Origin of the sequence: Actinomadura citrea, from assembly GCF_013409045.1 — a bacterium.
GTDB classification, from domain to species: Bacteria; Actinomycetota; Actinomycetes; order Streptosporangiales; family Streptosporangiaceae; genus Spirillospora; species Spirillospora citrea.
On sequence record NZ_JACCBT010000001.1, the window covers coordinates 623,860 to 650,337 of the forward strand.

Consider the following 26,478-nt stretch of genomic DNA (forward strand, 5'->3'; position numbering starts at 1 on the left):
ATGACGTCCGCAGGAACGGCACCGAAGATCGACCGCTCGGACGGCGCCCCCGCCCGCCCGGAGATCTCCGACCGCGGCCGCGCCGAGCGCAGGCTCGGGCTGCTGCTCTCGCTGCCCGCCGTGGTGGTGATGCTGCTGGTCACCGCGTATCCGCTGGTCAACGCCGTCTACGAGTCGCTGTTCAGCTACCGGATCACCGCGCCCGAGGACCGGCACTTCGTCGGCCTCGGCAACTACGCGACCGCGCTGTCGGACGCCCTGTTCTGGCAGACGGTGCTCACCACCCTGATCATCACCGTGGCCACGGTGGGGGTGGAGCTGGTCATCGGGTTCGCGCTCGCGATGGTGATGCACCGGGCCGTCTTCGGGCGGCGGACGGTGCGGACCGCGATCCTGCTGCCCTACGGGATCGTCACGGTCATCTCCGCGTTCGCCTGGAAGTACGCCTTCGACGTCCAGTCGGGGTTCGTCAACTCCTGGTTCGGGCTCGGCGACTTCGCCTGGTTCTCCGACCGCTGGGCGGCGCTGTTCGTGATCATCCTGTCGGAGATCTGGAAGACGACCCCGTTCGTGTCCCTGCTGCTCCTCGCCGGGCTGGCACAGGTGCCGGCCGACCTCGGCGAGGCCGCGACGGTGGACGGCGCGACGGCGTGGCAGCGCCTCAAACGGGTGACGATCCCCAACATGAAGGCCGCGATCCTCGTCGCGGTGCTGTTCCGGACGCTGGACGCGTGGCGGATCTTCGACAACGTGTTCATCATGACGTCGGGCCAGGAGAAGACCCAGGTGCTGTCGTTCCTGACCTACCAGCAGATCATCACCCGGACCGAGCTCGGCCTCGGCAACGCCGTCGGGGTGCTGCTGTTCCTGTCGGTGGTGCTGATCGCCGCCGTGTTCATCAAGGGGTTCCGGGTGGACCTCTCCCAGGTGCGAGGTGACCGCTGATGGAGTCGGCGCGCTCGAAGTCGCTGTGGATCGTCGCCTCGCTGCTGATCCTGGTGTGGACGGCGTTCCCGATCGTGTGGATCGTGATGCTGTCGTTCAAGCAGCCCAGCGAGATCGGCAACGTCCAGGGCTTCTTCCCGAAGACCTGGACGTGGGACAACTACGAGACGGTCTTCAAGACCGACCTGTTCACCTCGGCGCTGATCAACTCGATCGGCATCTCGCTGATCGCCACGTTCGTCGGGGTGGTGTTCGCGACGCTGGTGGCCTACGCCATCGCGCGGCTGGAGTTCCCCGGCAAGCGGCTGATCCTGTCGTTCGCGCTCGCCATCGCGATGTTCCCGGTGGTGTCGCTGGTCGGACCGCTGTTCGACCTGTGGCGCAACATCGGCCTGTACGACACCTGGCCGGGCCTGATCATCCCCTACATCTCGTTCGCGCTGCCGCTCGCGATCTGGACGCTGTCGGCGTTCTTCCGCGAGATCCCGTGGGAGATGGAGCAGGCGGCGCAGGTGGACGGGGCCACCACCTGGCAGGCGTTCCGCAAGGTGATCGTCCCGCTGGCGGCGCCCGGCGTGTTCACCGCCGCGATCCTGACCTTCTTCTTCTGCTGGAACGACTTCGTCTTCGGGATCTCGCTGACCTCCACCGACCGGGCCCGGCCCGTCCCGGCGGCGCTGGCGTTCTTCACCGGGGAGTCCTACTTCGAGCAGCCCACCACCGCCATCTGCGCCGCCGCCGTCGTCGTCACGGTCCCGGTCGTGATCATCGTTCTGGCGTTCCAGCGCCGCATCGTGGCCGGGCTGACGTCCGGCGCCGTCAAAGGCTGAGAGGGAGACCATGGCCGCCATCACCATGAAGAACATCGTCAAGCGGTACGGCGACGGTTTCCCGGCCGTGAACGACGTCTCCCTCGACGTCCGGGACGGCGAGTTCATGATCCTGGTCGGGCCGTCCGGCTGCGGCAAGTCCACGCTGCTGCGGATGATCGTCGGGCTGGAGGACATCACGTCCGGCGAGATGCTCATCGGCGACCGGGTCGTCAACAAGATCGCGCCGCGGCAGCGGAACCTGTCGATGGTGTTCCAGAACTACGCGCTCTACCCGCACCTCAGCGTGTTCGAGAACATCGCCTTCCCGCTCCGCCTCGCCAAGGTCGCCGGCGACGAGGTGCGGCGGCGCGTCGGCGAGACCGCCGAGCTGCTGGAGCTGACCGAGCATCTGGACCGCAAGCCCGCGAACCTGTCCGGCGGGCAGCGGCAGCGGGTCGCGATGGGCCGCGCGATCGTCCGGCAGGCGGACGCGTTCCTGTTCGACGAGCCGCTGTCGAACCTGGACGCCAAGCTGCGCGGGCAGATGCGCACCGAGATCTCCCGGCTCCAGCGGCGCCTCGGCGTCACCACCGTGTACGTCACGCACGACCAGACGGAGGCGATGACGCTCGGCGACCGGGTCGCGGTGCTGCGCAGGGGCGACCTGCAGCAGGTGGGGAGCCCGCGCGAGCTGTACGAGGAGCCGGTCAACCTGTTCGTCGCCGGGTTCATCGGGTCGCCGTCCATGAACTTCCTGCCGGCGTCCGTGGATCGCTCCGACGACGGCGTGTTCCTGGAGACGCCGCTCGGCCGGTTCGAGCTGCGCGACGCGCGCAAGGCCGCCGCGATCGGCGACCGGTCGGTCGTCCTCGTCGGGATCCGCCCGGAGCACTTCGAGGACGCCTCGCTCGTCGGTGAGGAGAAGCGGGCGCGCGGCAGCCTCGTGCGGATCCGGGTGGACGTGACCGAATGGCTGGGCAACGAGCAGTACGCCTACATCCCGTACGAGGCGCCCGAGGACCTCACCGCCCAGCTGCGCGACCTGTCGCGGGAGCTCGACGGCGACCAGCTGCGGACGCAGGCGGTCGTGGCGCTGGACGCGGCCAGCATGATCGCGCCGGGGCGCGAGGCGGAGCTGTGGATCGACACGACGCGGGCGCACCTGTTCGACCCGGCCACCGGCGAGAACCTGACTCGCGACGAGGGGCGCGTCGCGCAGCTGGACCGCCTCGCCGAGGAGTCGCGCGCCGCCCACAGGGAAGCGCAGCGGGAGCCGGCCGCCGGAGCCTGACTGGGGCAGGTCGTCCTCCTGACACGCCCGGTTGATCTTTATGGCACGATCGGGGGCATGTACGAGCGCTTCGCCCACGAGTACGCCACCCACGCCGAGGACAGCTCCTACAACGCCCTCTACGACCGTCCCGCCGTCCTCGGCCTCGCGGGGGACGTGGCCGGCCTCACCGTCTTCGACGCCGCGTGCGGCCCCGGCCTCTACGCCCGGGAACTGCTGGAGCGCGGCGCCGACGTCGCCGGCTGCGACGTCAGCCCGACCTTCGTCGACATGGCGCGGAAGCGCACCGGAGGCCGCGCCGACCTGCGCGTCCACGACCTGTCCACGCCCGTGGCCTGGATGCCGGACGCCTCTGTCGACCTGGTGGTGCTCGCGCTGGCCCTGCATTACTTCGACGACCGGGTCGCGCTGCTGAGGGAGTTCCGCCGCCTCCTGGCCCCGGGCGGCGCGCTCGTCCTCTCGACCGAGCACCCGATGGCGGGGTGGCTGCGCCTGGGCGGCTCCTACTTCCTCGAAGAGCCGGTGGAGGAGTCGCTGAGTACTGAACGGGACTGGCCGATCCGGGCGTGGCGGCGCCCCCTGACGGCGATCTGCGCCGAGTTCCGCGCGGCCGGGTTCCTCATCGAGGAGCTCCTGGAGCCGCGTCCCGCCCCGGAGATGGCCGACCGCCACCCCGAAGACCACGCCAAGCTGGAGCGGTCCCCCGCCTTCGTCGCCTTCCGCCTGGTCCCGGCCCGGTCCTGATACTCGCGCCGCGCGGCCCGGACGTGCGGCGGGGTCAGCCCGACAGGATCAGCCGACAGGGTCAGCCGACGGGGTCGTCCTGGACGTTGTAGGGGCGGCAGCCGTGATGGTCGGCGCCGGGCGTGAGGCCGTCGCCGCGGACCAGATGGTCGGTGCCGTAGCCGCGGCGCTGCTGGTAGGCCCAGTAGGCGCGGCGGGCGGGGCTCGTCCACCGCTCGAAGACCAGGACCTCGCGCACGTCGGCGCCGCCGCTGGCCTTGATCACGAGATCGCCGGGGAGCAGCGAGGCCATCGGGATCCGCCGGCAGTAGGACGCCTCGAGCAGCGCCGAGTTGGGGCCGGGCTTCGGCAGCCCGAGCGCCATCGACGCATACCCCGAGCCGTCGGTCCGGTAGCCCTGGAAGCCGGCGTTCTGGTCGTAGGGCACCCGCCGGGCGCTGTGCGGATGCCAGGACCGGGTCCGGACCAGGACGTCGTGGCGGCTGAGCACCTTGACGGGCCGCCGGGCCGTCTCGGACGGCCGGGCGCCCGCGTCCCCGGCCACCGGCGGTGTCTGCAACGCCGCGCCCAGGGCGACCCCGGCGCTCCCGGCGACGAGCGTGCAACCGGCGACGGCACCGAGGAAGAGCAACCGGCGGGGACGTGTCCGCCCGGCCCATGACCCCGCGTGCACGGGCTCGCCGGGCCCGAGGTCGGTGGTGCGGCTCAGGTCGGAGACGAGCACCGTGTCGGTGACGGGCACCGCATCGGTGCCGGGCTCTGCGGTGTCGGGTTCGGTGGGGTGCGGGGCGGCGGTGAGGGGCTCGGCCGTGGTCGCCACCTCCACCGCGGACGGGGCCGAGCGCCTGGCCTCGTCCGCCACCTCCCACAGGACGGCGAGGCGGCGCGCGTCCGCGCCGCACAGGTCCGCGAGCGAGACGACGGCGTCGGCCGGGATCCACGTCTCCCCGCCGAGCCAGCGGCTCCAGGACGAGCGGCTCGCATGCGTCCTGCGCTCCAGGGCGCGCAGATCGAGCCCGGATTCCTCCTTCAGGGCGCGCAGCTCGGTGAGCAGGATCCGCACCGCCTCGGGCAGGCCGTCGGGCAGCGGAGTCGGCGGTCGTCTTCGGCTCATTGCTTGTCTCCCTCGGGCAGGGCTGGCCATTATGCCCAGTTCCCTCTGCGCCGGTAAGTGAACCGAAGCTTGATCACCCAGTGTTCTCGAATAGGTACCGAATGTGATCGCCATGCCCATTCAGTGCTGTCTCGTTGTCCCGCGCCATGCCTTGCTGGGACGGCGTTCTCGCAGTTCGGAAGCGTCTCGTGCGTCCCGGTGTCCCAACCTTTCCGGGGGGCCTGCCGAATGGCGCATGATGATCCCTATCGTGTGCCGGGTCGATCGACACCCCCGAACTCCGCGCCCGACGGGGCGCAATTCCCGCACAATTCACGGAGGATTGCCAATGGCTTCCCCTCGGACCGTTCTCCTCGGCGTCAGCTCCCTGGCGCTGGCCGGCGGAACCGCCTTCGGCCTGTACGGCGTGTCCACCCCCGACGCGCCCCCGGCGCCGGCGCGGGGCGTCCAGCTCCAGGCGGCGGACGGCCAGGTCGCGGTCGCGGCCGTCCCGAAGGTCACCCGGAACCAGGTGATCGCCCGGGCCAAGACCTGGCACCCGCACACCGGCAGCCGCGTCCCCTACAGCCAGTCGAAGACCCACGGCGGCTACCGCACCGACTGCTCCGGCTACGCGTCCATGACGCTGCGCCTGCCCAAGCCCGGCCCCAACACCGTCGGCCTGGCCTCGTCCACCTACAGCAAGCGGATCTCGATGTCGCAGCTGAAGAAGGGCGACCTCATCATCGACGCGATCGGGAGCAACACGACCCGGCACGTCGTGATCTTCGAGAAGTGGACCAGCAGCAAGCACACCGCCTACTGGGCGTACGAGCAGCGCGGCGGCTACGGCACCGACCACCGCACCCGCACGTACGGGCTGTCCAGCGGCAGCCAGTACAAGGCCTACCGGCCGAAGAACATCACCTGACCTGACCCTGCTCCCCGCGAAGCGCCCGGCCGGCCCCCTGCCGGCCGGGCGCTTCGCCGTGCGTCAGCTACGCGGGCGTCTCGGCGATCTCCGGGCGCCCCACCTCGCGTCAGGCGTCAGCGGAGCTTCTTCACCAGCAGCTCGAACTCCAGGTCGTCGCGCTTGGGCAGGCCGAAGCGCTCGTCGCCGTACGGGAACGGGCTCGTCCTGCCGGTCCGGGCGTAGCCGCGCCGGACGTACCAGGCGATCAGGTCCTCGCGCAGGCTGATCACCGTCATGTGCATCTCGGCCGCGCCCCACTGCTCGCGCGCCCGCCGCTCGGCCTCGGCGAGGACCCGGCGGCCGAGCCCGCCGCCCTGCTGGGACGGGCTGACCGCGAACATGCCGAAGTAGGCGTGCCCGCCGCGGTCCTCCAGCTGGCAGCAGGCCGTGAGCACGCCGTCCGACTCGGCCACCAGCATCACCGCGCGCGGGTCGTGCACCACGGCCGCGACGGCGTCCGGGTCCGTGCGCCGGCCGTCGAGGAGGTCGGCCTCGGTGGTCCATCCGGCGCGGCTGGAGTCCCCGCGGTAGGCGCTCTCCACGAGCGCGACGAGGGCCGGGACGTCGTCCGCCGCGGCCGTCCGGAAGATCGGTTCCATGCTGCTCACCAGGTTCGCGCTGCTCATCGGATGCGACTCTAGCCGGGCCGCGCGGCTCCCTGGCCGGTCGCCTGGTCGACGCGGCAGCCGGGGCCGAGCGGACGGGTGATCGTCCAGTGGCGGCGGAAGTGGCACCTGGCCATCTTCCAGCGGCCGTCCTCGACCACGTAATCGTCGTCGTACTCGCCGGTGCTCACCGACTCGGTGCCGTCCTCCAGGTTCACCTGGCGGAACTTGAGCGTCCAGCGGCCCGACGCGCGCGTCCCGTCGTGCACGGTGATGTCCGGATGCATCGCGTGGTGCATGTCGAGGACGACGTTCCTGCCGTCGACCTTCCGGAGCGCGATCGCCTCGAAGACCGTGACCATGCCCTCGGCGTCGTCGAACGCGCCCAGCCGGCCGTAGTCGATCGAGGCGCCCGAGGCGATGAAGCAGGCCCGGAACTCCTCCGGGTCCTTGGCGTCGCAGGCCCGCAGGTAGCGGTGCTTGAGCGCCTTGATCTCCTCGATGGCCTCCAGCCGGGCGACGCGCGCGGCGAGGTCGGGACTCGGGGACTGCGACATGGTGGACCGACCTTGGCCGACGGGACGGCCGCCCGTCCAGCCGCCGTCCCGGTGAACGGGAGGTCGGCGCACCGTGCCGAGCGCGAGGCCTCAGGATCGTCCTACCGGAGGGAGGGCCCGGCATGAGCTTCCGCGAACGTCACCGCATGCTGGACGCGGGCGACGTCACCCTTCACGTGGTCGAGCAGGGCGACGGCGTCCCGGTGGTGATGTGCCATGGCTTCCCGGGCCTCTGGTACAGCTGGCGGCGGCAGCTCCCGGCGCTGGCCGAGGCCGGGTACCGGGCGATCGCCCTCGACATGCGGGGATACGGGCGCAGCAGCCGCCCGCCTTCGCCGCGGGCCTACGACCGGCGGCACACGGTCGCCGACCTCGTCGGCGTCCTGGACGCCCTGGGCATCGACGAGGCCGTCTTCGCGGGCCACGACTTCGGGGCCGCTCTCGTCTGGGACCTGCCCCAGTGGGCCCCCGGGCGGGTCAAGGCGCTGATGCAGCTGAGCGTGCCGCGCATGCCCGTCTCGAACCGCCCGCCCACCGAGCTTTACGCGCGGATGGCCGAACAGCACTTCGTCCATGTGTACTACTTCCAGGAGGAGGGCCCTGCGGACGAGGAGTTGGGGGCCGAACCGGAGCGCTTCCTGGCGAACGTCTTCTGGGCGCTCAGCGGCGGCTACCGGTACCTCGATGTCTGGCGGCATCCAAGCGAAGGCAACGGATACCTCGATGTGCTCCCCGAAGCCCCGCCCCTGCCATGGCCGTGGTTGTCGCGGGATGAGTTCGCCTTCTACACCGACGAGTTCCGCCGGACGGGCTTCACCGGTGGCCTCAACTGGTACCGGGCCTACGACCACGTCTGGAACGAGAAGCAGAACCGTCCGGACGAGCCTGTCACCGTTCCCACGTTGTTCCTCGTGGGCGAGCGTGACCCCGTCCTCCAGATGATGGGTTCCGACGCCCTGGAGCAGATGGAGGCCCACGTCCCGGGCCTGCGCGACGTCCACGTCATCGAGGGCGCCGGTCACTTCGTCCAGATGGAGGCGGCCGGCGAGGTCAACGAGGCGATGCTCGCCTTCCTCGCCGGCCTCTGAAACCCCGTCAGCGGGCGGGGAGGATGCGGCCGGTCACCTCTCCGAAGCCGATGCGGGCACCGGAGGGGCCGGGGGCCGAGGCGGTGATCGAGACCTCGTCGCCGTCCTCCAGGAAGGTGCGCGGCTCGCCGTTGACCGTCACGGGCTCCTTGCCGCCCCACGTGAGCTCGATGAAGGCGCCGCGCTGGTCCTTGGCCGGGCCCGAGACCGTCCCGGAGGCGAACAGGTCGCCGGTGCGGGACGAGGCGCCGTTCACCGTCATGTGCGCGAGCATCTGGGCGGGCGACCAGTACATCTCCCGATAGGGCGGCCGGGAGACGACCTGCCCGTTCCAGGAGACGGCGAGGTCGAGGTCCAGGCCCCACGGGCTCTTCTCGCGCAGGTAGGGCAGCGGCTCGGGATCCTGCGGCGGCGTGGCGACGCGGGCGGCCTCCAGGGCGAGGAGCGGGACGACCCAGTGGGACACCGACGTCGCGAAGCTCTTCCCCAGGAACGGGCCGAGCGGCACGTACTCCCACGCCTGGATGTCGCGGGCCGACCAGTCGTTGACCAGGACTACCCCGAACACGCGCTCGTCGAAGTCGTCCGCGCTCACCGGGTCGCCCAGCGCCGAGCCGGTGCCGACCACGAAGCCGACCTCGGCCTCGACGTCCAAGCGGCGGCTCTCCCCGAAGGTGGGCGCGGTCTGGCCCTTGCGCTGCCCGCTCGGGCGCACGATCGGCGTCCCGGACGGGACGACCGTTCCGGCGCGGCCGTGGTACCCGACCGGCAGGTGCTTCCAGTTCGGCATGAGCGGCTCGGAGTCCGGGCGGAACAGCCGGCCGAGGTTGGACGCGTGGTGCTCGGAGGCGTAGAAGTCCACGTAGTCGGCGACCTCGAACGGCAGGTGCGGCGTCACCTGGTCGAGGGGGTGGACGGCCTCGTCCGGGACGTCCTCGGAGACCAGGTCGAGGATCTGCTCGCGAACCTCGACCCAGCGCGCGTGGCCCTCGGCCATGAACGGGTTCAGCGACGGAGCGGCGAAGACGCCGTCGCCGAGGCCGGCCGCGAGGTCCACCACGGAGTCGGCCACGCGGACGCCCACGCGGGGCGCCGTGCCCGGGGTCGAGAACACGCCGTAGGGGAGGTTGGCGAGCCCGAAGAGGGAGTCCTCGGGGATCGCGATGCGGGTCATCGGGAGGTCTCCAGGAGTGCGGACCCGAGCAGCCCGAGGTCCGCGAGTTCGGTCAGGGGGTCGGTGATGCTGCACGTCCCGAACGACAGGAAGCGGGCGCGGGCCGCGGCCGTGCGCGCCTCGCCGAGCTCCGCCACGCGGGCGGCGACCGACGGCGCGTCGCGGTCGGCCAGGACGGCGGCGAGCTCCGCGTCCGGGCGGCCGCCCAGGGCGGCGTCGGTCGCGAGCAGCAGGTTCAGGAAGCCGTGCTGGTGGAACCCGGTCTCCGGGTCGGTGTTCCGGACGGGATGGTGCAGCCCCGCCGTCGCCTTGAACGGCACGCCGGCGGCCACGACAGCCGTGACGGCGGCGGCCAGCTCGTCCGGGCCCGGGTACAGGTGGGCCTTCACCCCGCCGGTGCGGAACTTGGCGCGGTCGCCGCGCGCGGCGACCGCCTCGATGAACGCGGGCCGCCGCTCGTCGCGGGGTATCTCGACGTACACGGGCACGCCGGGGCGGCCGAGCACGCGGAAGAACTCCTCCGGGTCCATGCCGGGCGGGACGGCGACCTCCAGCCCGCGCACCTCGACGGGCAGGTCGGCGGCGACGCCCACCGCCTTCGCGGCCTCGCACGGGCCGTTCGGCGCGGTGATCGACACGTCGAGCGGCTCGCCGCCGAGCAGCGGGTACAGCGCGTCGAGCGCGGTGGCGGGCAGCACGAGCGGGCCGACGAGCCCGGCGTAGGCGGCGGCGCGGTGGTCGCGGTGCGCCGGGACGGCGTCGGCCAGCGGCGCGAGCCCCGGCGGGAAGACGGCGGCGTCGTCGCACAGGCCCAGCGCGAACCGGGGGAGCGTGAACGGGGGGGTCGCGAACCGGGAGGTCATCGCCGCCCCGCCCACGTCCAGGCGTACGCCTCGTCCTCGCAGGCCAGGCCGCCCTCGCCCAGTTCGAGCGGGCGGAAGGTGTCCACCATGACCGCCAGCTCGTCGAAGAACTCGACGCCGATGCTGCGCTCGTAGGCGCCGGGCTGCGGGCCGTGCGCGAGGCCGCCCGGATGCACCGAGACCGAGCCCTGCCCGATGCCGGAGCCCTTGCGCGCCTCGTAGTCGCCGCCGCAGTAGAACATGATCTCGTCGGAGTCCACGTTCGAGTGGTAGTAGGGCACCGGGATCGACAGCGGGTGGTAGTCCACCTTGCGCGGCACGAAGTTGCAGACCACGAAGTTGTGGCCCTCGAACACCTGGTGGACGGGCGGCGGCTGGTGGACGCGGCCGGTGATCGGCTCGAAGTCGTGGACGCTGAACGTGAACGGGTACAGGCAGCCGTCCCAGCCGACGACGTCGAACGGGTGGCGCGCGTAGGTCAGCCGGGTGCCGGTGATGCCGCGCGACGTGCGGTGCTTGACGAGGACCTCGACGTCCGTGCCGTCGGCCTGGAGGGGTTCGCCTGGGCCGTGCAGGTCGCGCTCGCAGTACGGGGCGTTCTCCAGGAACTGGCCGTAGCGCGACAGGTAGCGCTTCGGCGGCGCGACGTGGCCGGTGGCCTCGATCGCGTACGCACGCAGCGGCTGGTCCCCGGTCGGCAGCCACCGGTGCGTGGTCGAGGCCGGGATGACGACGTAGTCGCCCTGCTCCGCGTCCACCGCCCCGAAGATCGTCTCGACCGTGGCGGTGCCGGACTCGATGTAGACGATCTCGTCGCCGGTCGCGTTGCGGTACAGCGGCGAGTCCGCGGCGGACACGACGTAGGAGAGCCGGACGTCGCCGTTGCCGAGGACGACCCGGCGGCCGGTGACGACGTCGGTCTCGGACCACGTCTCCTTGGGGAACAGCTCGTGCAGCTTGAGATGGCGCGGCCGCAGCGGATGGTTGGGCGTCGTGGTCTGGTCGGGAACGTCCCAGACCCGCGAGTCGACGATCGCGGACGGGATCTCCCGGTGGTACAGCAGTGACGAGTCGGAGGAGAAGCCCTCCTCGCCCATCAGTTCCTCGAAGTGAAGCCGCTCCTCGCCGTCCCCGTGACCGATGTGACGGTGCTGGGTGTGGCGTTTCGGCGGCACGTGGCCGACCCGGCGGTAGTGGGCCATGCTCCCTCGCCTCCGATGATTAATGCATTTACTACTTTCTGTCGACCCTACGGCTGTTCTCCCTCTGGAGGGAAGTCCCTAATCTCAGCTCCGCTCGCGGACGTCGAACGACCCGCGCCCCGCCATGAGCTTGTCCAGCAGCATGATGAGCATCCGCTGCTCGGTCTCGGTGAGCACGTCCGCCCACTGCCGCTCGCGCTCGTTCTGCCCGGCGAAGATCTCCAGCATGGCGTCCTGTCCCCGCTCGGTCAGCGACAGGATCACCGACCGGCCGTCCCGCTCGCCCGGGGTGCGCACGAGCATCCCGTCCGCGACGAGCGTCTTGCTCAGGTTGGAGACGGCGGCCCTGCTCATCCCGGCCAGCGTGGCGGCCCGGCCCGGCTCCAGCGGCCCGGCGAGCCAGGTCACGAACAGCAGCCGGAAGGCCGACCAGGAGTGCCCGCGCGGCCGGTGCACCGTGGACTCCAGGTCGTAGGTGACGATCGCCGACGCCCGGTTCAGCGTCAGCAGCAGCCGCGTCGCCAGCCGGTGCCGGAACCCGAACTCCTCCGAGAGCCGCCGTCCCGCGAGATCGACGAACGACCAGAAGTCCAGCTCCGCCCCGCCGTCCGCGCTCATCTGTGGGTGCTCATCTCTGCGTGCTCATTTGCCCGTGCTCATTCCCTCGCCGGCCCGCCGATCTAGTTCATGGATTGACTATTTAACTCCTGTGGGGCGCGAGTGTCAGCCGGCCCGGTGTCAGACGTGAGCCATCGGGCATTGCCGGAGCGGAGAGAAGTGCCGGGGGGACTCAGCGGGGGAGAGGCGAATGGCGACCGTCGCCGACCAGTTCATCGAGGTGCTGCGGCAGGCCGGCGTCCGGCGGATCTACGGGGTGGTGGGCGACAGCCTCAACCCGGTCGTGGACGCCGTGCGGCGGACGCGCGGGATCGACTGGGTGCACGTCCGCAACGAGGAGGCGGGCGCGTTCGCGGCGGCGGCCGAGGCGCAGACCACGGGAAGGCTCGCCGTGTGCGCGGGCAGCTGCGGCCCCGGCAACACCCACCTCATCCAGGGCCTGTACGACGCGCACCGGTCGGGCGCGCCGGTGCTGGCGCTGGCGTCGCAGATCCCGAGCGTGCAGATCGGCAGCGGCTACTTCCAGGAGACCCACCCCGAGCGGCTGTTCGTCGACTGCAGCCACTTCTGCGAGCCGATCGTCACCCCGGAGCAGATGCCGCGCCTCCTGCGGACCGCGATCCAGCATGCGATCGGGCTCGGTGGCGTCGCCGTGCTGACCCTCCCCGGCGACGTCGCGGGCAGTGACACGGCCGCCCCCACCGGCGAGCACGACTTCCTCGTCCGCAAGGGGATCGTCCGCCCGCCGTCCGACCAGGTCGAGCAGCTCGCCGGCGCGCTGAACCGGGCGCGGAAGGTGATGCTGTTCTGCGGCTCCGGCGTCCGGGACGCCCACGCCGAGGTGATCGAACTGGCGCACCGGCTGCTCTCGCCGGTCGGCCACGCGCTGCGCGGCAAGGAGTGGATCCAGTACGACAACCCGTTCGACGTGGGCATGAGCGGCCTGCTCGGCTACGGCGCCTGCTACGAGGCGATGCAGGACGCCGATCTCGTCCTGCTGCTCGGCACCGACTTCCCCTACGACCCGTTCCTGCCGGGCAAGAACACCATTCAGGTGGACGACGACCCGTCCAAGCCGGGGCGCCGGACCCCGCTCGACCTCGCGGTCCACGGGGACGTCGGGGAGACGATCCGGCTCGTCCTGGACAAGGTCGAGCAGAAGCACGACCGCTCCTACCTCGACGAGATGCTGCACCGCCACACGCGGGCGCTGGAGGGCGTGGTCTCCGCCTACACCCGCGACATCGACCGGCACATCCCGATCCACCCCGAGTACGTCGCCGGCGTCCTGGACGACCTCGCCGACGACGACGCGATCTTCACCGTGGACACCGGGATGTGCAACGTCTGGGCCGCGCGCTACATCACCCCCAACGGGCGCCGCCGCGTGATGGGCTCGTTCGTCCACGGCTCCATGGCCAACGCGCTCCCGCACGCCATCGGCGCGCAGTTCGGCGCGCCCGGACGCCAGGTCGTCTCGATCTCCGGCGACGGCGGTCTCGGCATGCTGCTCGGCGAGCTGCTCACGGTGAAGCTGCACCGCGTCCCCGTGAAGATCATCCTGTTCGACAACGCGTCGCTCGGCATGGTGCGCCTGGAGATGATGGTGGACGGTCTGCCGTCCTACGAGACCGACCACGAGCCCGTCGACTACGCCGCGATCGCCGAGGCCGCCGGCATCGAGTCGGCGCGGGTGGAGCGCCCGTCCGACGTCCGCACCGTGATGGAGCGCGCGCTCGCCGCGCCCGGCCCCTACCTGGTGGACGTCGTGACCGACCCGAACGCCCTGTCCATCCCGCCCCGCATCACGCCGCAGCAGGTGAAGGGCTTCGCGCTGTCGGCCGGCAAGACCGTCCTCACCGGCGGCGTCGGCAAGATGCTCGACCTGGCCCGCAGCAACCTGCGCAACATCCCCCGCCCCTGACGGACCGGCGACCGGCCGGTCAGCGGAAGTCGCGGGCCATCTCGGTGAGGGTCTCGGCCGCGACCTCGGCGAGGGGGCGGACAGGCTGCTCCTCGATCCAGGTCAGGGACGCGATGCGCAGCGCGGTCATGAAGGCGCCGGCCATGACGCGGGAGCGCAGGCGGGGCAGGCCGTCCCGGGCCGCGATCTGGTCGGCGAGGGCGCGCTCGAACTCGGCGTAGTTGGCGAGCTGCCGCCCGAGGACGGACGGGTGGTTGCGCGCGAGGCGCGTCTGCGCGGCCCACCGGGGGTCCAGCTCGCCGGTCTCCGCGTGCAGGACGTCCAGCGAGGCGCGCAGTGCCGTCCAGGACGACTCGCCGGGCGGACGGGACGAGAAGGTCTCCAACACGGCGCGCATCCGCTGCTCGTCGCCGTACAGGAGGGCGTCCTCCTTGCCGGCGAAGTAGTTGGAGAAGGTGCGGCGGGACACGCCCGCCGCGTCGGCGATGGCCTCGACGGTGACCTCGTCGAGACCGTGCTCGACGGCGAGGCGCATCGCGGCCTCGTGCAGGGCGCTCCGCGTCGCCTCCTTCTTGCGCTCGCGCAGCCCGCCGGTGGTCTCCATGGTCGCACCAGCCTAGCGGGCAAAAACCTGCCCAGCGCGAAATTTTGCGCAGTGGGAATAAAGTCTCGGAGGCGGGAGTTGATCCCCTCGTTCCCACTTCACCCGGAGAGGCCCACCTCACCGTGGCCCACTTCACCCGGAGGCGTTCCTTGACCGAGCAGGTCCCCGCGAGATCGGCCCCGATGTCGCATCGCCAGATCCTCGAAGCGCTCAGCGGCCTGCTGCTGGTGCTGTTCGTGGCGATGCTGAGCAGCACCGTCGTGTCCACCGCGCTGCCGCAGATCATCGGTGCGCTCAAGGGCAGCCAGTCGCAGTACACCTGGGTCGTCACCGCGACGCTGCTCGTGTCGACCGCCAGTACCCCGATCTGGGGCAAGCTGGCCGACCTCTACGACAAGAAGATGCTGCTCCAGGCGGGCGTCGGCATCTTCGTCCTGGCGTCGGTGGCGTCCGGGTTCGCGCACAGCACCGCGCAGCTCATCGCGTTCCGCGCGGTGCAGGGCCTCGGCGTCGGAGCGCTGCAGATCCTCGTCCAGATCATCATGGCGGCGATGATCAGTCCGCGGGACCGGGGCCGCTACTACGGCTACCTCGGCGGCGTGATGGCCGTCGCCACGGTCGGCGGGCCGCTGCTCGGCGGGCTCATCGTCGACTCCGCGCTCGGCTGGCGCTGGTGCTTCTTCATCGGCGTGCCGTTCGCGGTCGTGGCCTTCGGGCTGCTGCAGAAGACCCTGCGGCTCCCGCACGTCCGGCGGCCGGACGTCAAGATCGACTATGTGGGCGCGACGCTCATCGCCGCCGGCGTCAGCGTGCTGCTGATCTGGGTCACCTTCGTCGGCGAGAACTTCGCCTGGGCGTCGTGGCAGACGGCCGCGATGGCCGGCTCCGGCGTCGCGCTGCTCGCCGCGGCCGTGTGGGTCGAGTCCCGCGCGGCGGAGCCGATCGTCCCGCTGGACATCGTGGCGCGCCGCAACACCGCGCTCGCCATCACGGCCAGCCTCGCCGTCGGCATGGCGATGTTCGGCGGCGCCGTCTTCCTCGGCCAGTACTTCCAGATCGGGCGCGGCTACAGCCCGACCAAGGCGGGCCTGCTCACCTTCCCGATGATGCTCGGCGTGTTCGGCGCGTCCACCGTGGCCGGGCGGCTCGCCTCCAAGACCGGCAAGGTCAAGCCCTACATCCTCATCGGGACGGTCGTGCTGACCGCCGGGTTCGGCCTGCTGGCCACCATCGACCACCAGACCTCGCTCGTCTTCATCGGCGCCGCGATGTTCCTGGTCGGCGCCGGAGTCGGCATGACGATGCAGAACCTCGTCCTCGTCGTGCAGAACTCGGTGCGCCTGGACGAGATCGGCGCCGCGAGCGGGACGGTCACGTTCTTCCGCTCCCTCGGCGGGACGGTCGGCGTCTCGGTGCTCGGCGCCGTCCTGGCGAACCAGGTCGCGGACCGGATCGCCGACGGGCTGCGCAGCCTCGGGGTGAGCCCGGGCGCGGGCGGCGGCGACGCGGGCACCCTCGACATCCGCGCGCTGCCCGCGCCCGTCCAGGAGATCGTCCGGGCCGCCTACGGCGACGCCACCGGCCACATCTTCCTGATCTCCGCGGCGATCGCGATCGTCGGCATCGCCGCGGCGGCGTTCCTCAAGCCGGTGACGCTGCGCGACAGCCTCGACCTCGGGGGCTCGTCGGAACCCGCGAGGCAGGACGTCCCCGCGCCCGCCGCGGAGGGCCGCGCGTTGTCAGGCTCCTGACAAAAGCCCGGTCGAAGAGCTGGGCCGAGTCAGAAGAGGACGAGAGCCTCCGTCCGTACGGTCGGTACCCCCAACCCCGTACCCCGGAGGCGGCAGATGAGCGGACGATCGGAGTTCGGGCGCCGCGCGGTGTCGGTCGGCCGGGCGGGCGGGATGTTCGCCCGCAGCGGCCTGTGGCGTCCCGGACCGCCGCTGAGGGTCGCCCGCCAGCTCGGCGCCCTGCGCCGCTGGGGCACCCTGCTCGGCGGGACGCTGGCCTCCGCCGCCGCCCGCGACCCCGGCGCCGTCGCGATCGTCGACGACGCCGGGGAGCTGACCTACGGCGAGGTCGACGCCCGCACCGACCGTCTCGCGGCCGCCCTCTCCGGCCCCGGCTCCCGCGCCGCGCCGCGCGTCGCCGTCCTGTGCCGCAACCACCGCGGCATGGTCGAGGCGCTCGTCGCGTGCAGCAAGCGCGGCTCCGACCTCGTCCTGCTCAACACCGGCATGAGCACCGAGCAGCTCGTGACCGTCCTGCGGCAGCAGGAGGTCGAGGTCGTGATCGCCGACGCGGAGTTCGCCGGCTTCATCGCGGCCGTGCCGACGACCGTGCGGGTGGTCACCGCGGGCGGGACGGGCTCGGAGCTGGAGAACCTCATCGTCACGGCGCCCGCCGCGCCGATCGGCCCCCCGGAGAGAGCGGGCCGGACGATCGTGCTCAGCTCCGGCACGACCGGCCGCCCCAAGGGCGCCGACCGGCACTCGCGCCCCGGGCTGACGCCGCTGGCGTCGATCCTGTCCCGCATCCCCTACCGGGTGCACGAGCGGATGCTCATCGAGGCTCCGCTGTTCCACACCTGGGGCTACGCGATGCTCCAGATCGCGGTCTCGCTGCGCGCCACGATCGTCCTGCGGGCCCGGTTCGATCCCGAGCAGACGCTGCGCACGATCGACCAGACCCGCGCGACCGCGCTGGTCGCGGTCCCGGTCATGCTGCAACGCGTCCTGGACGTCCCGGAGGCCGCGCGCCGCGAGCACGACACGTCCGCGCTGCGGATCGCGGCCGTCAGCGGCTCGGCGCTGCCCGCGACGCTCGCCACCGCCTTCATGGACGGGTTCGGCGACGTCCTCTACAACCTGTACGGGTCGACGGAGGCGTCCTGGGTGACGATCGCGACGCCCGCCGACCTGCGCGCCCGCCCCGACACCGCGGGCACGCCGCCGCCCGGGACGCGGGTCGCGGTCCTGGACGACGCGGGCGACCCCGTCCCGCCCGGCACCACGGGCCGGATCTTCGCCGCCAACGAGCTGCTGTTCGCCGGCTACACCAGCGGCGGCACCAAGGAGATGCGCGACGGCCTGATGAGCCTCGGAGACGTCGGCCACCTCGACGGGCAGGGCCGGCTCTTCGTGCACGGCCGCGACGACGACATGATCGTCTCGGGCGGAGAGAACGTCTTCCCCAGCGCGATCGAGGAGGTGCTGGAGAAGCTGCCGCAGGTACGGGAGGTCGCCGTGATCGGCGTCCCGGACGAGGAGTTCGGCCAGCGCGCCGCCGCGTTCGTCGTCCTGCGCGAGGGCGAGACCCTCGACGGAGACGCCGTCCGCGCCCACGTCCGCGACCACCTGGCCCGCTACGCGGTCCCGCGCGACGTCCGCTTCCTGGACGCCCTGCCCCGCAACCCCACCGGCAAGGTCCTCCGCCGCGCCCTCCACCCCTGACGGGGTCAGACGGTGGCGGAGGGGCGGCGGCCGTCGATGATGAACCAGAGGCGGGTGCGGTGGGGGGTCTGGTCCAGGCCCCATTCGTCGGCGAGGGCGTCGATGACGGTGAGGCCGCGGCCGTGGTCGAGGCGGGGCGGGCCGTCGGGGTCGGACTGGGCGGGGCCGTCGTCGGACACCTCGACGTGCAGGCGCCTTCCGTCGGTGGCGATCGTGACGCTGATGAGGCCGGAACCGTGCAGGATGGCGTTGGCGACGCCCTCGGCGGTCATCAGCTCGACGTCGTCGAGGAGCGTCTCGTCCGCGAAGACCTTCGCGGCGCGCTCGCGGACGGCGCGGCGGGCGCGGCGGCCGCCGTCGCCCTCCCCGGTGAAGCCGATCGGTTCGCCGAGCCGTTCCATCCCCTCGGTCACTGCATCACCACACTCGGTTCGAGTAGCGCTCCGCAATCATTCACTTGCACTGAGTGACCGGGTAACGCGACGTACGCTTTGATCTTCGGCCTTTCCGTGACAGGTCGGCCTAGGTGGCGGAGCTTACGACAGGAGTCGCCGCTTCAACCGCACATCATGAAAAACATCTCCGTCGCGTGGGGCACTACTCACCCGGGCGCACAAAACCGGGAACTTCTCCGTCTTCCGGCCAGAATCACCGCACACCTTCCCCATGTCACGCTGGGGCTCCCACCCCTGGGAGGAACGCATGCACGCGGTCGTCCTCGCCTGCGCTGCGCAGGTCGTCTACATCGTCGCGTATGTCTTGTTCAAGACGGCCGCCGGGCGGATGAGCCCGCTCTCGGGCCGCCATCCGCTGCACGCCGCCGGACTGCTCGTGCGGAGCCCGCGCTGGCTCGCCGGGCTCGCGGTGCTGATGGCGGGCTTCGGACTCTCCGCCACCGCGCTGGTCGCCCTGCCCGTCGCGGCGACGCTGCCCGCCTACGGGCTCGGCCTCGTCCTGCTGCTGGCCGTCGGGATGAGCGGCTTCGGCGAGCGGCCCACCTCGCGCGAGTGGCTCGCCGTCCTCATCACGGTCGCCGCCATGGTCACCGCGGCGCTGTCGGTGCTGCCGGGGCTGCCCGGCCACGGCGGGGCGGCGTCGCACCGCGTCGGCGCCGCGGCGGCCGCGCTGCCGCTGTGGAAGGCCGCGCTGGTGTGCGGGCCCTCGCTGGCCGTCCCGCTGTGGATGTTCTGCGTGCGCGACCGCGCGGTCGGCGGCCGGCACGCGCGCCCGCTGACGGGCATCGCCTACGGGATCGGCGCGGGCGTCCTGCTCGGCGCGACCGAGGTCTTCGGGCAGGGCATGGCGATGATGTTCGCGGCGGGCCGGGCGGCGGACGTGCCGTCCTCGCCGCACCCGTACCTGTTCCTGCTCGCGGGCGTGCTCGGCGTCGGGCTGCTGTCGATCGGCCTCCAGCGCTGCCGACTCACCGTCATCGTCACCGTCGTCACGGTCACGGCGAAGACGCACCTGCTGCTGTCGGCCACGCTGCTGTACGCGGAGCCGTGGCCGCGCGAGGCCGGTCCGTTCTGGCTCCGGGCCGCGGGCGTCGGGCTGGCCGTCCTGGCGCTGCTGGCGTTCCCCCGCCACGAACGCCGGGCCCTGCTCGCTCCCCGCGGCCGGACGTCCCCCGGATCGGGCGGGCCGCGCGAGCGGCCGGCCGTCCTGCCGTCCCGGCCGCACCCGCGGCCCGCGGTGCCGCCGTCCCGTCCGGGCGGGGCGCCGCCCGTGCCGCCGTCCCAGATCAGCGCGCCCCCCGGCGGATGGCCGGTCGCACCGGACCGCGGGCGGAACCGGGAGACCCGCCAAAGCGGCACCGAGCTGGGCAGTGTCAATCTAGGCAATGTCAAGATAGAGTGGAGGTGATCCCGAGAGAGAGGACCGCGTGATGGCGGAAGATCCCGGCTTCGCACGGCAGATGTGGCATCAGCTCGAACCCGTGCACGCCCTGTTCTGGTACTCCCCCGAGGTCTTCGCCGAGGCGCGGGGGCTCGGCTATGACGTCGAGACACGCTGGCCGAGCTACTTCGCCTGGCGCGCCGCACCGCTCGGCGCCGCGGGTGGCCAGGCCGTGTCGTCCGCCTTCTACAGCTTCAGCCCGCGCATGGTGGCCGAACACGTCCCCGCCGCCTGGACCGTCGCGCCGCCCGACCGCGTTCTGGAAGCCCGTATGCGCGCCGTCGACCGCATGTACCGGACGCTCCTCGGCGACGGCATCGCAGGCCCGGACCTGGCCGAGGCCGCCGAGCTGGCCCGCGCCGCCGCCGAGGCCGCGAGCACCGCCGGACGCCCGCTCGCCGCCGCCAACGCCGACCTGCCCTGGCCGGACGAGCCGCACCTCGTCCTGTGGCACGCCATCGGCATCCTGCGCGAGCAGCGCGGGGACGGGCACGTGGCCGCGCTCCTCACCCGCGGGCTCGACCCGGTCGAGGCGCTGGTGTCGTTCGCCGCCGTCGGGGCCGCGTCCGTGGAGACGTTCGCGAGCCGCGGCTGGACGGGCGAGGAGTGGGCCGCCGCCCGCGACCGCCTCGCGTCCCGCGGGCTGGTCGACGCGGACGGCGCCGCGACCGACCGCGGACGTGAGCTGCGCGACGACGTCGAGCGGACGACCGACGACCTCGCCCACGAGCCGTGGCGGACGCTCGGCGCCGCCAAGGCCGAGCGGCTGGCGCAGCTCACGATGCCGATCCTGGTGAAGGTGCTGGAGACCGGCCTGATGCCCGCCCAGAACACGCTCGGCATCGGCAAGGTCCAGGCGCCGCCTCGCTGAGTCACCGGGTCGGGAGCCGCCAGGCGGTCCCTTCCAGGCGTCCCGTGGTACCGAGGTCGATCGGCCCGTTGGCCGGAACGATCACGACGGGCCGCCCGGGTGCCGGGCGGACCTCCAGGTACTTCCCGGCCACCGCCACCGTGTTCGCATCGGTGACCCTGTTCCGCCAGACGATCACGAACACGGCCTTGCGGCCCGGACGGATCGTCAGCGGCTTCGGCCCGGCGTCCTTGACCTCCTTCGTGCCGCGCACGGTCGTCACGTCGAACGGCTGCCGCCTCTCGTCGAGGACGCGCAGTGCCGGGTAGCCGTTCAGCAGGTACGGGCGGCGCCCGCAGTTGCTCAGCTCGATCTGCGCCGCGCGCAGGCCCATCGCGCTGTCCGGCTCGTTCATCGAGACGGCGATGCCCTCCGGCGTGCAAGGAGGCGGGGTGGGCGACGAGGGCAGCCCTTGCACCGCCGGCATGGTGGGAGGTGCCGGTGTCGCGGCGCCCGGCCCCGTGGCGGACCCCGAGCCGTGCCCCGCGGCGGGCACGGCGGCGGAGCCGCACGCGCCGAGGCCGAGCGTGCCGAGGGCGGCGCCCGCCGCGCCGATCAGGCGGATACGGGTCCGCTTCGTGATGTTCACCCGCAGATCATCGCAAATGTCGGAGACTGCGCGGGCGGGCGGGCGTGCGGTGCCCCACCGCCGGATGGTGCGGGGCGGGGGCGGGACGGCGCGACCGCAGATGGGCGGCGCGGAGCGCGACCTCGATGCCGAACCGGGCCTCCGGGTCGGCCAGCGCGTCCCCGAGGGTCTGCTCGATCTTGCGCATCCGGTACCGGACGGTCTGTGGGTGGATGTGCAGTTGCTCGGCGATCTCGGCGGCCGTGCCGCGGGTGACGAGCCAGGTCCGCAGGGTCTCGGTCAGGCGGTCCTGCTGGCCCGGGGTCATGCCGTCCAGGATGCCGAGGCGCCGCCGGGTCAGCTGCTCGACCAGCGCGGGGTCCGACAGCAGCCACAGCGTGACGAGGTTCTCCTCGCACAGCGTCACCGGCCCGTCGAGGACGCCGTCGAGCGCGAGGCCGAGCGCCTGCCGCGCCCAGCGCAGGGAGTCCGCGGCCTGGCCTGTCGGCATGGCGGGGCCGACCGCGATCCGGCGGCCCGGGAGCGCCTCGTCCAGCATCGCCCGGCGCCCGGGGGTGAACGGACCGGGCAGGAGCAGGTGCGGTTCCGGGCACTCCAGTTCGGCGAGGACGTCCTCGTCCAGCGCCGTCCAGGCGCAGGGGGCCTCCGGCTCGACGGCGACCAGCGTGACCTCGTCCGGCAGCGGCCACCCGGCCCCGTCCGCCGCCTCCTGGAGATCGGCGCCGTCCGGGCCGGGAACGGCGAGGAGGAGGCGCAGCAGCCGCCGGCGCCGCTCGTCGAGGGCGAGGATGGGACGCGCCTTGGCGTGCAGGTAGCCGTCGAGCGACTGCGCGGCCAGCTCGTCCATGTAGGCCAGCAGCGCGTCGGCCAGCCGCGACAGCACGGCCGAGGAGATGTCGTGGCGCGGCGCGACCTTCATGACGCGGCGCCACGCGACCTGCCCGCCGATCCGGTACGCGGCCTGGAGGCTGTCCATGCTGCGCCCCTCGTGGGCCTCGTACTGGCCGAGCATCCGCGCCGTCCCGGCGGGGTCGTCGCCGGCCGGCGACCCGGACGGCGCGGCGATCCGCTCGGCGAACGCGGCCAGGTTGCGCTCGACGCCGAGCCGCAGCACGTGGCCGTAGGGGCCGTCGAGCGGCCGCGCGTACTCGGGGATGGCACGGCGGATCTCGGCGACGATCTCCTCGGCGAGGCTCGGCAGCTCCGGCCGGATCAGCTCGGCGAGCCGCGGCGGGAGATGCGCGGCGGGAACGCCGGAGGCGAGGGCTCGGTTCATCGGCACACCTCGGTACTGTTCATCGGCACACCTCCGTCTGCCCGGCTGTGCACGGGACGTCCCGACCGTACGCACCGCGCGCACCCTTCTTCTGTAGGGCGGAGGAACAAAACCCTGCGATCGCTGCTCATCTGCTTATAACCGAGCACACCCGCCGTGACGGTTCCTCGGGTGGACGCCGGGACGCCGCCCAAGGATCCGGAATCAGGCGCAGAAGGCGGTGTCGGCGGCCTTGGCGAGGTCGGCTCGGAAGGTCTTGTCGTACTCCAGCTTGGACTCGTTGTAGGTGATGACGGCCTGGCTGCGTCCGTCGGCGCTGGTGTAGGTCCAGGTCCGGTAGCCGGGGAAGCCGCCGTCGTGGCCCCACGCGTACCCGCAGGAGAACTTGATGCGGGCGACGCCGAGGCCGTAGTCCTCCACGACCCCGTCGTCGTCGACCGGCCGGACGTTCCGCATCTCGCGCATCTGCTTCGGCGGCAGCAGCCTGCCGGTGAACAGGGCGCGGTGGAACCGGGCCACGTCGTCCACCGTGCTGACGATGCCGCCGGACGTCCGCGCGCTGGACGGGCTGATCTGCGTGCTCACGTCCCCGTAGTCGTAGTAGTACCCGTGCACGTACCGGCCGGGGAACGAGGGATCGGTCGTCGGGTAGGACGTGTGCCGCAGCCGCAGCGGCGTGAAGATGCGCCGCTGGAACTCGGTGCCCACCGGTCGTCCGGTCGCCTTCTCGATGATCATCCCGGCCAGGACGTAGTTGGTGTTGGAGTAGTTCCAGCTCGTCCCGGGCGCGTACTGCGGCGGCTTCTCCATCGCGATCGCGACGAGCTCCTCGGGCGTCCAGGCCCGCGCGGGGTCGGACATCACTCGCGGATCGGGCGTGTAGTCGTTCAGGCCGCTGGTCTGCGCGAGCAGCTGCCGGATGGTGATCTTCGAGCCGTCGTTGCCGTGGCCCGCGACGGCGCCGGGCAGCCACCTGTCCACGGTGTCGTCCAGCGACAGCCGGTGCTCGGCGGCGAGCTGCAGCACGACCGTCGAGGTGAACGACTTGGTCACGCTGGCGATCCGGAACAGCAGCCGGTGGTCCATCGGCGCGCCCGTGGCCTTGTCGGACACGCCCGAGGTCACATGCGAGACGTGCCCGCCGCGGCGGGTCATCACGATCACGCCGGGCGCGCCGTCGGCGACGAGCCGGTCGGCGGCGGCCCGCACCTTCCGGTCGAGCCCGTGCGGGCCGCGGGACGGGGCGGCGCTCGCCGCCGGGGCCGCGACGAGGGCAGCCCCGGCGATCAGGGCGGTGGCCGAGGCGAGCGAGGCGGTGAGGGGCATCCGCGACATGGGTTCCTCCTGGAAGGTCGTCCGCTGAACGTGATCAAGCTTTCCGGCGGGCGCCCCCGGCGGCACTGGGCCCAGAACCCGAGCGGGGGTGTACCTGACGACACCTGGCGGGGTGGACCTCCAGGGGTATATTCGACAAGTGCTCCAATAGTAGGAGGTGCCATGCCGGACGCCGAGGTCGCGATCATCGGGGCCGGGCTGAGCGGGATCGGGATGGGGATCGCGCTCCAGCGCGCCGGCATCGACGACTTCGTCATCCTGGAGCGCGCCGGCGACATCGGCGGGACGTGGCGCGACAACGTCTACCCCGGCATCGGCGTGGACGTGCCCGCGCAGGCGTACCAGTTCAGCTACGCCCTCAACCCGCGCTGGAGCCGGGTGTTCGCGCCGGGCTCCGAGGTCAAGGAGTACCTCGACCGGCTCGCCGACCGGTACGGCATGCGCCGCCACGTCCGCCTGCGCACCGAGGTCACCGAGCGCGTCTGGGACGAGGACGCCGGGCTCTGGCGCCTGCGGACGCCCGCCGGGCAGGTGACGGCCCGTTTCGTGGTCAGCGCGATCGGCGCGTTCGTCGATCCCAAACCGACCGGCATCGCGGGCCTCGACGACTTCACCGGCACGGTGCTGCGCTCGTCCGGCTGGGACCACGGCTACGACCTGACCGGGAAGCGGGTCGCGGTCGTCGGGACGGGCGCCAGCGCCGTCCAGATCGTCCCGGAGATCGCGTCCCGGACCGCTCGCCTCGACGTCTACCAGCGCACCCCGATCTGGGTGGGCCCGAAGCTGGACGCGCCCGTCCCGAGCCCGGTGCGGTGGCTGTTCCGGCGCGCCCCGCGCGTCCAGGACGCGGTACGCCGCACCGCCACACGCGGCGTCGAGAAGATCCTGGTCGACCTGGTCGTCGGGCACGGCAAGGCGCCCTACCTCGCGCAAGGGGGCGCGCGGCTGGCCCGATCGCTCTGGTACCGGACGCAGGTCAAGGACCCCGACACGCGCCGGAGGCTGACGCCCGGCTACGGCCTCGGCTGCAAGCGCCCGTCCGTCTCCAACACCTACCTCAGGACTTTCAACCGCCCGAACGTCGCACTGGTCACCGACGCCATCGACCGGGTCACCCCCACGGGCGTCCGCACCGTGGACGGCCGCGAACGCGACGTGGACGCCATCGTCCTCGCGACGGGGTTCCGCCTGGCCAGCGACCCGGAGGTCTACCGCCGGACCCCGGTGCGCGGCCGCGGCGGCTTCGATCTCGCGACGTTCTACACAGAGAACCGGCTCGCGTCCTACGAGGGCATCAGCATCCCCGGGCTGCCCAACCACTTCATGATGTTCGGGCCGTACGGCTGGGTCGGCGGCACCTGGCACCAGCTCGTCGAGACGACCTCGGCCCACGTCGTCCGCGTGATCCAGGAGGCCCGCCGCCGGGGCGCGACCTCGGTGGAGGTGCGTCCCGAGCCGACCGAGCGCTGGACGAACCGCATGCGCGAGCGGCTCGCCGGCTCGCTGTGGGCGACCAACGGCTGCGCGACCGCCAACAGCTACTACTTCGACCATCACGGCGACACCCCCTACCTGCGGCCGACGAGCGCGGCGCAGGCCGCGCACGCCGCCCGCACGTTCCCGCTGGACGACTACGTCTACTCGGCCCCCCACACGTCCCCCGCGTCCGAGGAGAAGTCCGCATGACCCAGCACGCCATCCAGACCCGCCGGGTCGCCTTCGACCACCCGAAGGGATCCCTGCGCCGCCACTACGTGGACGGCGACCTCGTCATGAGCCACCTCGTGGCCCTGCTGTCGGCGACGTTCCCGCCGGGCGAGGACTTCTTCGTCCGGTCGGTGCGGCACTACCGCGACCGCATCACCGACCCGGAGCTCGCCGAGCAGGTGCGCGGGTTCATCGGGCAGGAGGTCGTCCACGGCCGCGAGCACGACCACCTCAACAAGACCCTGCGCGCGATGGGCTACCCGACCCATCGGATCTCCGCCGTCGTCCGGCGCGACCTGCGCCTCGCCGACCGCTTCCTGCCGCCGATCGTCCGCCTCGGCTTCACCGCCGGGCTGGAGCACTACACCGCGACCGCGGCCGAGTGCCTGCTCACCGACCCCCGCGCGCAGGAGCTGCTCGGCGACACCAGCGTCCGGTCGATCCTGCTGTGGCACGCGCTGGAGGAGTCCGAGCACAAGGCCGTCGCGTTCGACGTCTTCCGGCAGGTCGGCGGCACCGAGCGCACACGCGTCCGGACCATGCGGGTCATCAGCGCCGGGTTCCTGTTCCTCATGGTCACCGGCACGTTCATCTCGCTGCTGGGCGACCCCGCCACCTACCGTCCGGGACGGCTGCGCCGCAGCCTCGCCGCGCTCCGGCACTCCCCGTTCCTCAAGCGCGAGGTGATCCGGCGCCTGCGCGCCTACAACAGGCCCGGCTTCCACCCGGACGACTTCGACAGCACCGACGTGCTGGAACGCTGGCGCGAGGAGCTCTTCGGCGCCGAGGGGACCCTCACCGCCAACCTCAAGTGACCGCC

Annotated in this window: 25 protein-coding genes; 13 read left to right on the forward strand and 12 right to left on the reverse strand. The window is 72.2% G+C overall.

Annotated features, from left to right (window positions below; translation table 11 throughout):
* The 4 genes from BJ999_RS03115 to BJ999_RS03130 are packed head-to-tail and all read left to right on the forward strand — an operon-like array spanning position 1 to position 3,792.
* Entirely contained in the window at positions 1-945 is a 945-nt protein-coding gene (locus BJ999_RS03115; protein WP_179831855.1) for a carbohydrate ABC transporter permease, read from the forward strand.
* On the forward strand, positions 945-1,775 hold the full coding sequence (locus tag BJ999_RS03120) for a carbohydrate ABC transporter permease (protein WP_179831856.1): 831 nt from the start codon (positions 945-947) through the stop codon (positions 1,773-1,775). Before BJ999_RS03115 ends, BJ999_RS03120 begins: the two co-directional genes overlap by 1 nt.
* Positions 1,776-1,785: 10 nt before the next feature.
* Positions 1,786-3,048: an ABC transporter ATP-binding protein gene (locus BJ999_RS03125; RefSeq protein WP_179831857.1), complete on the forward strand. Its 1,263-nt coding sequence runs from the start codon at positions 1,786-1,788 to the stop codon at positions 3,046-3,048.
* 57 nt (positions 3,049-3,105) lie between these two features.
* Positions 3,106-3,792 carry a class I SAM-dependent methyltransferase gene (locus BJ999_RS03130; RefSeq protein ID WP_179831858.1) on the forward strand — a complete coding sequence of 229 codons (687 nt, stop codon included), beginning with the start codon at positions 3,106-3,108 and terminating at the stop codon, positions 3,790-3,792.
* A gap of 61 nt (positions 3,793-3,853) precedes the next feature.
* Here BJ999_RS03130 and BJ999_RS03135 read toward each other — a convergent pair whose 3' ends face one another.
* A complete protein-coding gene (locus BJ999_RS03135; protein WP_179831859.1) occupies positions 3,854-4,906 on the reverse strand; it encodes a helix-turn-helix domain-containing protein in 1,053 nt (350 codons plus the stop codon).
* Between the two features lie 328 nt (positions 4,907-5,234).
* On the opposite strand from BJ999_RS03135, the gene BJ999_RS03140 reads away from it, so the two are divergent.
* A complete protein-coding gene (locus BJ999_RS03140; RefSeq protein WP_218934918.1) occupies positions 5,235-5,816 on the forward strand; it encodes an NlpC/P60 family protein in 582 nt (193 codons plus the stop codon).
* Positions 5,817-5,932: 116 nt separating this feature from the next.
* Here the strand turns inward: BJ999_RS03140 and BJ999_RS03145 are convergent, their stop codons facing one another.
* Together BJ999_RS03145 and BJ999_RS03150 are read right to left on the reverse strand one after the other, a co-directional pair.
* Entirely contained in the window at positions 5,933-6,484 is a 552-nt protein-coding gene (locus BJ999_RS03145) for a GNAT family N-acetyltransferase (protein WP_218934919.1), read from the reverse strand.
* Between the two features lie 11 nt (positions 6,485-6,495).
* Complete coding sequence (locus tag BJ999_RS03150; RefSeq protein ID WP_179831860.1) at positions 6,496-7,020, reverse strand: nuclear transport factor 2 family protein; 525 nt, start codon at positions 7,018-7,020, stop codon at positions 6,496-6,498.
* 122 nt (positions 7,021-7,142) lie between these two features.
* On the opposite strand from BJ999_RS03150, the gene BJ999_RS03155 reads away from it, so the two are divergent.
* Entirely contained in the window at positions 7,143-8,108 is a 966-nt protein-coding gene (locus BJ999_RS03155) for an alpha/beta fold hydrolase (protein ID WP_179831861.1), read from the forward strand.
* Between the two features lie 7 nt (positions 8,109-8,115).
* On the opposite strand, the gene fahA is transcribed toward BJ999_RS03155, so the two are convergent.
* The 4 genes from fahA to BJ999_RS03175 all read right to left on the reverse strand — a co-directional run bounded on the left by fahA (position 8,116) and on the right by BJ999_RS03175 (position 11,965).
* Positions 8,116-9,282, reverse strand: a complete 1,167-nt coding sequence (gene fahA / locus BJ999_RS03160; protein ID WP_179831862.1) for a fumarylacetoacetase — start codon at positions 9,280-9,282, stop codon at positions 8,116-8,118.
* The gene (locus BJ999_RS03165) at positions 9,279-10,145 is read right to left on the reverse strand and encodes a hypothetical protein (protein WP_179831863.1); all 867 of its coding nucleotides are present in this window, start codon (positions 10,143-10,145) and stop codon (positions 9,279-9,281) included. The genes fahA and BJ999_RS03165 overlap by 4 nt, the downstream gene beginning before the upstream one ends.
* Positions 10,142-11,347: a homogentisate 1,2-dioxygenase gene (locus tag BJ999_RS03170; RefSeq protein ID WP_179831864.1), complete on the reverse strand. Its 1,206-nt coding sequence runs from the start codon at positions 11,345-11,347 to the stop codon at positions 10,142-10,144. The genes BJ999_RS03165 and BJ999_RS03170 overlap by 4 nt, the downstream gene beginning before the upstream one ends.
* Positions 11,348-11,431: 84 nt before the next feature.
* Entirely contained in the window at positions 11,432-11,965 is a 534-nt protein-coding gene (locus BJ999_RS03175) for a MarR family winged helix-turn-helix transcriptional regulator (RefSeq protein WP_179831865.1), read from the reverse strand.
* A 190-nt stretch (positions 11,966-12,155) separates the two neighbouring features.
* Between BJ999_RS03175 and BJ999_RS03180 the strand changes: the two genes are divergently transcribed.
* A complete protein-coding gene (locus tag BJ999_RS03180; protein WP_179831866.1) occupies positions 12,156-13,889 on the forward strand; it encodes a pyruvate dehydrogenase in 1,734 nt (577 codons plus the stop codon).
* Positions 13,890-13,908: 19 nt separating this feature from the next.
* Here BJ999_RS03180 and BJ999_RS03185 read toward each other — a convergent pair whose 3' ends face one another.
* Positions 13,909-14,493 (reverse strand): TetR/AcrR family transcriptional regulator, encoded by a 585-nt coding sequence (locus tag BJ999_RS03185; protein ID WP_179831867.1) that lies wholly within the window; start codon positions 14,491-14,493, stop codon positions 13,909-13,911.
* A 182-nt stretch (positions 14,494-14,675) separates the two neighbouring features.
* Here BJ999_RS03185 and BJ999_RS03190 point away from each other — a divergent pair, with 182 nt between their 5' ends.
* Positions 14,676-16,244 (forward strand): MDR family MFS transporter, encoded by a 1,569-nt coding sequence (locus BJ999_RS03190; protein WP_179831868.1) that lies wholly within the window; start codon positions 14,676-14,678, stop codon positions 16,242-16,244.
* A 96-nt stretch (positions 16,245-16,340) separates the two neighbouring features.
* Positions 16,341-17,945, forward strand: a complete 1,605-nt coding sequence (locus BJ999_RS03195) for an AMP-binding protein (protein ID WP_179831869.1) — start codon at positions 16,341-16,343, stop codon at positions 17,943-17,945.
* Positions 17,946-17,950: 5 nt separating this feature from the next.
* Here the strand turns inward: BJ999_RS03195 and BJ999_RS03200 are convergent, their stop codons facing one another.
* The gene (locus tag BJ999_RS03200) at positions 17,951-18,358 is read right to left on the reverse strand and encodes an ATP-binding protein (protein WP_229810198.1); all 408 of its coding nucleotides are present in this window, start codon (positions 18,356-18,358) and stop codon (positions 17,951-17,953) included.
* A gap of 289 nt (positions 18,359-18,647) precedes the next feature.
* On the opposite strand from BJ999_RS03200, the gene BJ999_RS03205 reads away from it, so the two are divergent.
* Positions 18,648-19,808, forward strand: coding sequence for a hypothetical protein (locus BJ999_RS03205; RefSeq protein WP_179831870.1), 1,161 nt, complete (start codon positions 18,648-18,650; stop codon positions 19,806-19,808).
* A 22-nt stretch (positions 19,809-19,830) separates the two neighbouring features.
* Positions 19,831-20,712 carry an SCO6745 family protein gene (locus BJ999_RS03210; RefSeq protein WP_179831871.1) on the forward strand — a complete coding sequence of 294 codons (882 nt, stop codon included), beginning with the start codon at positions 19,831-19,833 and terminating at the stop codon, positions 20,710-20,712.
* Between the two features lies 1 nt (position 20,713).
* On the opposite strand, the gene BJ999_RS41710 is transcribed toward BJ999_RS03210, so the two are convergent.
* The 3 genes from BJ999_RS41710 to BJ999_RS03225 all read right to left on the reverse strand — a co-directional run bounded on the left by BJ999_RS41710 (position 20,714) and on the right by BJ999_RS03225 (position 23,951).
* Positions 20,714-21,340 carry a DUF4232 domain-containing protein gene (locus tag BJ999_RS41710; RefSeq protein WP_179831872.1) on the reverse strand — a complete coding sequence of 209 codons (627 nt, stop codon included), beginning with the start codon at positions 21,338-21,340 and terminating at the stop codon, positions 20,714-20,716.
* Positions 21,341-21,347: 7 nt separating this feature from the next.
* Positions 21,348-22,616: a PucR family transcriptional regulator gene (locus tag BJ999_RS03220; RefSeq protein ID WP_179831873.1), complete on the reverse strand. Its 1,269-nt coding sequence runs from the start codon at positions 22,614-22,616 to the stop codon at positions 21,348-21,350.
* Between the two features lie 204 nt (positions 22,617-22,820).
* On the reverse strand, positions 22,821-23,951 hold the full coding sequence (locus BJ999_RS03225; protein ID WP_179831874.1) for a serine hydrolase domain-containing protein: 1,131 nt from the start codon (positions 23,949-23,951) through the stop codon (positions 22,821-22,823).
* 162 nt (positions 23,952-24,113) lie between these two features.
* Between BJ999_RS03225 and BJ999_RS03230 the strand changes: the two genes are divergently transcribed.
* Complete coding sequence (locus tag BJ999_RS03230) at positions 24,114-25,637, forward strand: flavin-containing monooxygenase (RefSeq protein WP_179831875.1); 1,524 nt, start codon at positions 24,114-24,116, stop codon at positions 25,635-25,637.
* On the forward strand, positions 25,634-26,473 hold the full coding sequence (locus BJ999_RS03235) for a metal-dependent hydrolase (RefSeq protein WP_179831876.1): 840 nt from the start codon (positions 25,634-25,636) through the stop codon (positions 26,471-26,473). Before BJ999_RS03230 ends, BJ999_RS03235 begins: the two co-directional genes overlap by 4 nt.
* Positions 26,474-26,478 lie beyond the last annotated feature (5 nt).